Annotated in this window: 4 protein-coding genes; 3 read left to right on the forward strand and 1 reads right to left on the reverse strand. The window is 69.2% G+C overall.

The window, feature by feature from the left end:
- Positions 1-59: 59 nt before the first annotated feature.
- Positions 60-3,605, reverse strand: coding sequence for a DNA polymerase III subunit alpha (gene dnaE / locus ACWGDE_RS34125; protein ID WP_453392935.1), 3,546 nt, complete (start codon positions 3,603-3,605; stop codon positions 60-62).
- 158 nt (positions 3,606-3,763) lie between these two features.
- Here dnaE and ACWGDE_RS34130 point away from each other — a divergent pair, with 158 nt between their 5' ends.
- From ACWGDE_RS34130 to ACWGDE_RS34140, 3 genes are all read left to right on the forward strand, one after another.
- The gene (locus ACWGDE_RS34130; protein WP_453392936.1) at positions 3,764-5,089 is read left to right on the forward strand and encodes a DUF2252 domain-containing protein; all 1,326 of its coding nucleotides are present in this window, start codon (positions 3,764-3,766) and stop codon (positions 5,087-5,089) included.
- Between the two features lie 83 nt (positions 5,090-5,172).
- Positions 5,173-5,868: a hypothetical protein gene (locus ACWGDE_RS34135; RefSeq protein ID WP_453392937.1), complete on the forward strand. Its 696-nt coding sequence runs from the start codon at positions 5,173-5,175 to the stop codon at positions 5,866-5,868.
- A 66-nt stretch (positions 5,869-5,934) separates the two neighbouring features.
- Entirely contained in the window at positions 5,935-6,732 is a 798-nt protein-coding gene (locus tag ACWGDE_RS34140; protein ID WP_453392938.1) for a DsbA family protein, read from the forward strand.
- Positions 6,733-6,831 lie beyond the last annotated feature (99 nt).

Raw genomic sequence — 6,831 nt, forward strand, 5'->3', positions numbered from 1 at the left:
CCGGGGCGGGCCCTTCCCACGTGCGGGGTCCGTGCGCGGCGGGCGCGCGGACGGCGGTACTAGCCGGCCAGGCAGGACGGGCCGAGCAGCACCTTGAGGTCGCCGAAGAGCGCGGGGTCGGGCTTGACCCGGTGCTTGTCGAGGCGGAGCACGGTGGTGGTGCGCGGCCCCTGGAGCTTGATCCGCACCTCGCTGTTGCCCTGGTGGTGGCGCAGGATCTCGCCCAGTCGGGTCACCATCGGCGGGGTCACCTTCACCGTGGGGATGGTGAGGACGACGGGTGCGTTGGTCCCGGCGTTGGACAGGTCGGGGACCATCATCTCCATGGCGACCAGCCGGGGGATGTCCTCGCGCTTGTCGAGGCGGCCCTTGACGAAGACGACGGTGTCCTCGACCAGCTGGGTGGAGACGAGCTGGTAGGTGGCGGGGAAGAACATGCACTCGATGGACCCGGCCAGGTCCTCGACGGTGGCGATGGCCCAGGCGTTGCCCTGCTTGGTCATCTTGCGCTGGAGGCCCGAGATGATGCCGCCGATGGTGACGACGGCTCCGTCGGAGTGCTCGCCGCCCGTGAGCTGGGAGATGCCGGCGTCGGTCTTGTCGGAGAGGACGTGCTCCAGGCCGAAGAGCGGGTGGTCGGAGACGTAGAGGCCGAGCATCTCGCGCTCCTGGGCGAGCAGGTAGGACTTCTCCCACTCGACGTCGGAGAACTCGACGTCGAGGCCGAAGCCGGGCTCGTCGCTCGCGTCCTCGTCACCCATTCCGCCGAAGAGGTCGAACTGTCCCTCGGCCTCCTTGCGCTTGACCGCGACCACGTTGTCGATCATCGATTCGTGGTGGGCGACCAGGCCCTTGCGGGTGTGGCCCATCTCGTCGAAGGCGCCGGCCTTGATCAGGGACTCGACGGTGCGCTTGTTGCAGACGACGGCCTCGACCTTGTCCAGGAAGTCGGGGAAGGAGGAGTACTTCCCCTTGGCCTTCCTGGTCTTGATGATCGACTCGACGACGTTCTGGCCGACGTTGCGCACGGCGGTGAGGCCGAAGAGGATCACGTCGTCGCCCTGGGCGGCGAAGTTGGACTCCGACTCGTTCACGTTCGGCGGCAGCACCTTGATGCCCATGCGGCGGCACTCGTTCAGGTAGATCGCGGACTTGTCCTTGTCGTCCTTGACCGAGGTGAGCAGGCCCGCCATGTACTCGGCCGGGAAATTGGCCTTGAGGTAGGCGGTCCAGTAGGAGACCAGGCCGTACGCGGCCGAGTGGGCCTTGTTGAAGGCGTAGCCGGCGAAGGGGACCAGGACGTCCCACAGCGCCTTGATCGCCTGGTCGCTGAAGCCCTTCTCCTTGGCGCCCGCCTCGAAGATGACGAAGTTCTTCGCCAGTTCCTCGGGCTTCTTCTTGCCCATCACGCGGCGCAGGATGTCGGCCTCGCCGAGCGAGTAGCCGGCGATGATCTGGGCGGCCTTCTGCACCTGCTCCTGGTACACGATGAGGCCGTAGGTGACGCCGAGGATCTCCTTGAGGGGCTCCTCCAGCTCCGGGTGGATCGGAGTGATCTCCTGCTGCTTGTTCTTGCGCAGGGCGTAGTTCGTGTGCGAGTTCATGCCCATCGGGCCCGGCCGGTACAGGGCCGAGACGGCGGAGATGTCCTCGAAGTTGTCGGGCTTCATCAGGCGCAGCAGGGAGCGCATGGGCCCGCCGTCGAACTGGAAGACGCCGAGGGTGTCGCCGCGGCCGAGCAGCTCGAAGGTCTTGGGGTCGTCGAGCGGCAGGCCGAGGAGATCGAGGTCGATCCCCTTGTTGGCCTTCACCATCTTGACGGCGTCGTCCATGATCGTGAGGTTGCGCAGGCCCAGGAAGTCCATCTTGATCAGGCCGAGCGACTCGCACTGGGGGTAGTCCCACTGCGTGATGGTCACGCCGTCCGTGTGCCGCACCCAGATCGGGGCGTGGTCGACGATCGGCTCGCTGGACATGATCACGCCGGCGGCGTGCACGCCCATCTGGCGGACCAGGCCCTCGACGCCGCGGGCGGTGTCGATGACCTTCTTGACGTCCGGCTCGTTCTCGTACATCGCGCGGATCTCGCCGGCCTCGCCGTAGCGCGGGTGCGAGGGGTCGGTGATGCCGTTGAGGTCGATGCCCTTGCCGAGGACGTCGGCGGGCATCGCCTTGGTCAGCCGGTCGCCCATGGCGTACGGGTAGCCGAGGACCCGGGCGGAGTCCTTGATGGCGTTCTTGGCCTTGATCTTTCCGTACGTGCCGATCATGGCGACCTTGTCGTCGCCGTACTTGTCGGTCACGTACCTGATCACTTCGACGCGCCTGCGCTCGTCGAAGTCGATGTCGACATCGGGCATGGAGACGCGCTCGGGGTTGAGGAACCGCTCGAAGATCAGGCCGTGGGTGATCGGGTCGAGGTCGGTGATGCCCATGGCGTACGCGACGATCGAACCGGCGGCGGAGCCTCGGCCCGGGCCCACCGCGATGCCCTGGTTCTTGGCCCACATGATGAAGTCGGCGACGACGAGGAAGTAGCCGGGGAAGCCCATCTGGATGATGACGTCGAGCTCGTACTCGGCCTGCCGCTGGCGGTCCTCGGGGACGCCTCCGGGGTAGCGGCGGGCCATGCCGCGCCGCACTTCCTCGCGGAACCAGGTGATCTCGGTGTAGCCCTCTTCGGGGATCTCGAACTTCGGCATGAGGTTCTTGGCCTCGAACATGCCGGTGGTGTCGATCTGCTCGGCCACCAGGAGGGTGTTGGCGCAGCCCTCCTGCCAGGCGTCCGAGGAGTCGACCGCGTACATCTCGTCCGTGGACTTCAGGTAGTAGCCGGTGCCGTCGAAGCGGAAGCGGTCCGGGTCCGAGAGGTTCTTGCCGGTCTGGATGCAGAGCAGGGCGTCGTGGGCGCCGGCCTCGTGCGCGTACGTGTAGTGGGAGTCGTTCGTCACCAGCGGCGGGATGCCGAGCTTCTTGCCGATCTCCAGCAGCCCGTCACGGACCCGGCGCTCGATCTCGATGCCGTGGTCCATCAGCTCCAGGAAGTAGCGGCCCTTGCCGAAGATGTCCTGGTAGTCGGAGGCGGCCTTGAGCGCCTCGTCGAACTGGCCGAGGCGCAGCCGGGTCTGGACCTCGCCGGAGGGGCAGCCGGTGGAGGCGATCAGCCCCTCGGACCACTGGCTGATCGTCTCCTTGTCCATGCGCGGCCACTTCGTGAGCCAGCCCTCGGCGTACGCGTCGGAGGACAGCCGGAAGAGGTTGTGCAGGCCCGTGGAGTTCGCGGCCCAGATCGTCTTGTGCGTGTAGCCACCGGAACCGGAGACGTCGTCGCGCTTCTGGTGGGGCTGGCCCCACTGGATGCGGCGCTTGTTGCGCCGGGACTCGGGGGCGACGTACGCCTCGATGCCGATGATCGGCGTGACCCCGGCCTTCTTCGCGGTGTGGAAGAAGTCATAGGCCCCGTGCAGGTTGCCGTGGTCGGACATGGCGATGTGCGTCATGCCCATCTCGTTGCACGCGTTGAACATGTCCTTCAGCCGCGCGGCACCATCCAGCAGGGAGTACTGGGTGTGGACGTGCAGGTGCGTGAACGGCGGCTTGGTCACGGTGGGGGCCTCCGGAGGGGAGAGAGGGGCGGCAGCTCTGAATCCTACGTCTCCCGGGTGACAGATCCGGGGCACTGGCGGGTACGGTCGTGCGTTGCACGACCAACGGAAGTGTCCGAAAAGCGTTCCACCCCGCACCACGCATGGAGGCACCCGCCATGGCGGTTCCCGAGACGACCGACGAGCAGCGCGCCGAGCAGATACTCGACGTGTTCGACACCGCGTTCGGTGAGCTGCTGGCCGCCGACCCCGCCGCCTTCCAGGTCAAATTCCGGAAGATGGCGGCCTCCGCGTTCGCCTTCTACCGGGGCACGGCCTGCCTCTTCTACGCTGACCTGGAGCACGAGCGGCACGGCGGTCCTTACCTGGACGAGCGCACGGGCCGGGTGTGGATCCACGGCGATCTGCACGCCGAGAACTTCGGCACCTACATGGATTCGAACGGCCGGCTGGTCTTCAACGTCAACGACTTCGACGAGGCGTACGTCGGCCCCTTCACCTGGGACCTCAAGCGCTTCGCGGCCTCCGTCGCGCTGATCGGCTACACCAAGGCGCTCAGCGACGAGCAGATCAGCGACCTGGTGCGGACGTACGCGGCCGCCTACCGGGAGCGGGTGCACGCGCTGGCGACCGGGGCCAAGAACGAGGAGGTTCCCTCCTTCACCCTGGACACCGCCGAGGGCCCGCTGCTGGACGCCCTGCGCGACGCGCGCCGGCGCACCCGCTTCTCGCTCCTCGACTCGATGACCGAGATCCGCGACTTCGAACGCCGCTTCTCCCCCGGCCCCGGGACCATCGAGCTGGACGCGGCCACCCGCTACAAGGTGCTCGCCGCCTTCGACGGGTACCTGGAGACCCTCCCCGACGAGTCCCTGGTCCGCCCGGACTCCTACCGGGTCAAGGACGTGGTGGGCCGCCGGGGCGTCGGGATCGGCTCGGCGGGCCTGCCCTCGTACAACATCCTGCTGGAGGGGCACAGCGACGCCCTGGAGAACGACGTCGTGATCTACCTCAAGCAGGCGCAGACCCCGGCGGTGTCCCGGCACGTCACCGACCGGGCGGTGCGCGAGTACTTCCGGCACGAGGGACACCGCACGGTGATCTCCCAGCGGGCGCTGCAGGCGCACGCCGACCCGTGGCTGGGCTGGACCGAGCTGGACGGGGCCGGGCAGCTGGTGGCGGAGGTCTCCCCGTACGCGGTGGACCTGGACTGGTCCGACCTGGACGACCCGGAGGAGATCGCGGCCGTGGTCGCGGACCTGGGCCGGGCGACGGCGACCATGCACGGCGCGGCGGACGAGCAGCAGAGCGGTCAGACGCTGGTCCCGTTCTCGACCGAGCGGGCCATCGACGCGGCCATCGCCGCCGACGAGGAGGGCTTCGCGCAGCTGCTGGTCGACTTCGCCCACGCCTACGGGGCCCGGGCCCGCGCCGACCACCAGATCTTCGTGGACCTCTTCCGCAACGGGCGGATCATGCCGTAGCGGCGGGCCCGCACCCCCCTCCCGGGCGCCCTGTTCGGGACCTGCGGCCCGGATCCACAGGGACTCATGGCACACTCGCGGCGATGGACATATCCGGGGTAGGGCTACGAGGGCTGCGGGCCGCGCTGTTCAGCGCGTTCGTCGTGCTGCTCTCGGCCGGCTCGCACGTCCTGATGTCCCGGGCCCCCTTGCCTCCGTCCCTGGTGGGCGGGGCCTTCGCCGCCGTGTTCGCGATCGCCTACGCCCTGGCCGGGCGCGAGCGGGGCCTCGGCCCCATCGCCGGTCTCCTCGTACCGCTGGAGCTGGCCGCCGACACCGTCTTCACCACCGGGCAGCACCTCTGCTACGGGCCCGCCGGCGGCCCCGTCTCGGGCCCGCTGCGCGCCCTGGGCCTGGACTACCTGTGCGGCGGCCCTGCCGTGGGCGGTCCGCTGGCCGAGGCGGGCGGAGCCGCCGACCCAGCGGCGCTGCTGGCGGCCGCTCCCGGACCGTGGACGCCCTGGCTGCTGTTGGGCGCGCACGTCTCCGTCGGGCTGCTCGCCTCGGTGTGGCTGCGGCACGGGGAGCGGGCGCTGGGCCGGCTGCTGAGCGCGGCCGCCGCCTGCGCCTTCCGGCCGCTGCGGCTGGCCTCGGCCAAGGTGGTCGCGGCCTTCGGCCCGGCTCCGCGGCGCGCTTCCGGGCCGGCGCCCGCCGGCTCGCGGGCCCGTACCCGCTTCCCGGCACATTCCGTGGGACGGCGGGGACCTCCCCGCGTACTCGGCGCGCTCGCCCGCGCCTGACGTACGCAAGGCAGTCCCCCCCTTTCATCCGGCTTCCTTACGGAGCCACACCCCACGGAGATCACCATGAGTGCACGCAACAGCCAGGCGAACAAGGCGGCGGCCCGCGAGAAGCTGCGCGCCGAGCGCGAGAAGCAGGCCAAGAAGGCCAGGGCCCGCCGCCAGGTGTTCGTGGCCGGCGGTGTCGTGGCCGCCCTCGCCCTGGCCGGCGGCATCGGCTACGCGGTCGTGCAGGCGAACAAGCCCGGCGAGTGGGAGAAGGCCAAGGACGCGGCCCTGGTCGCGCCGAAGAACACCACGGGCGAGAACGGCACGACCGTGATCGTCGGCAAGGCGGACGCGAAGAAGACGCTGGAGCTGTACGAGGACTCGCGCTGCCCGGTCTGCGCGACCTTCGAGCAGTCCATCGGCCCGCAGGTCAAGAAGGACCTCGACGCCGGCAAGTACAAGATCCAGTACATCGGCGCCACCTTCATCGACAAGGGCATCCCCGGCAGCGGCTCCAAGAACGCCCTGAGCGCGCTGGGCGCGGCCCTCAACGTGAGCCCCGAGGCCTTCCTCGAGTACAAGACGGCCCTCTACTCCGCGGCGAACCACCCGGAGGAGAAGGACGACAAGTTCGCCAAGGACGACTACCTGCTGACGGTCGCGGACCAGGTCCCGGCGCTCAAGGGCAACGCCGAGTTCAAGAAGGCCGTCGAGGACGGCACGTTCAACCGGTGGGCCCTGGAGATGTCCAAGACCTTCGACAAGAGCGGCGTGACGGGCACCCCGACGCTGAAGGTCGACGGCAAGAAGATCGACCCGCTGCCGCAGACGCCCGAGGCGTTCACGGCGGCGATCGACAAGGCCCTGGCCGGCTGACGCTCCACCACGGGCCGGACGAATCCGGCGCGGTACGACGGGCGGGCGAACTCTCGGAGTTCGCCCGCCCGTTGCTTTCACGGGGCTGTTCCACAGGGT

The sequence above is a fragment of the Streptomyces sp. NPDC054956 genome (genome assembly GCF_053609185.1).

Bases quoted from the DNA above. Each gene is read 5' to 3' on its own strand.
- ACWGDE_RS34130 (WP_453392936.1), top strand. From the start codon at position 3,764: ATGGCGGTTCCCGAGACGACCGACGAGCAGCGCGCCGAGCAGATACTC.
- ACWGDE_RS34135 (WP_453392937.1), top strand. From the start codon at position 5,173: ATGGACATATCCGGGGTAGGGCTACGAGGGCTGCGGGCCGCGCTGTTC.
- ACWGDE_RS34140 (WP_453392938.1), top strand. From the start codon at position 5,935: ATGAGTGCACGCAACAGCCAGGCGAACAAGGCGGCGGCCCGCGAGAAG.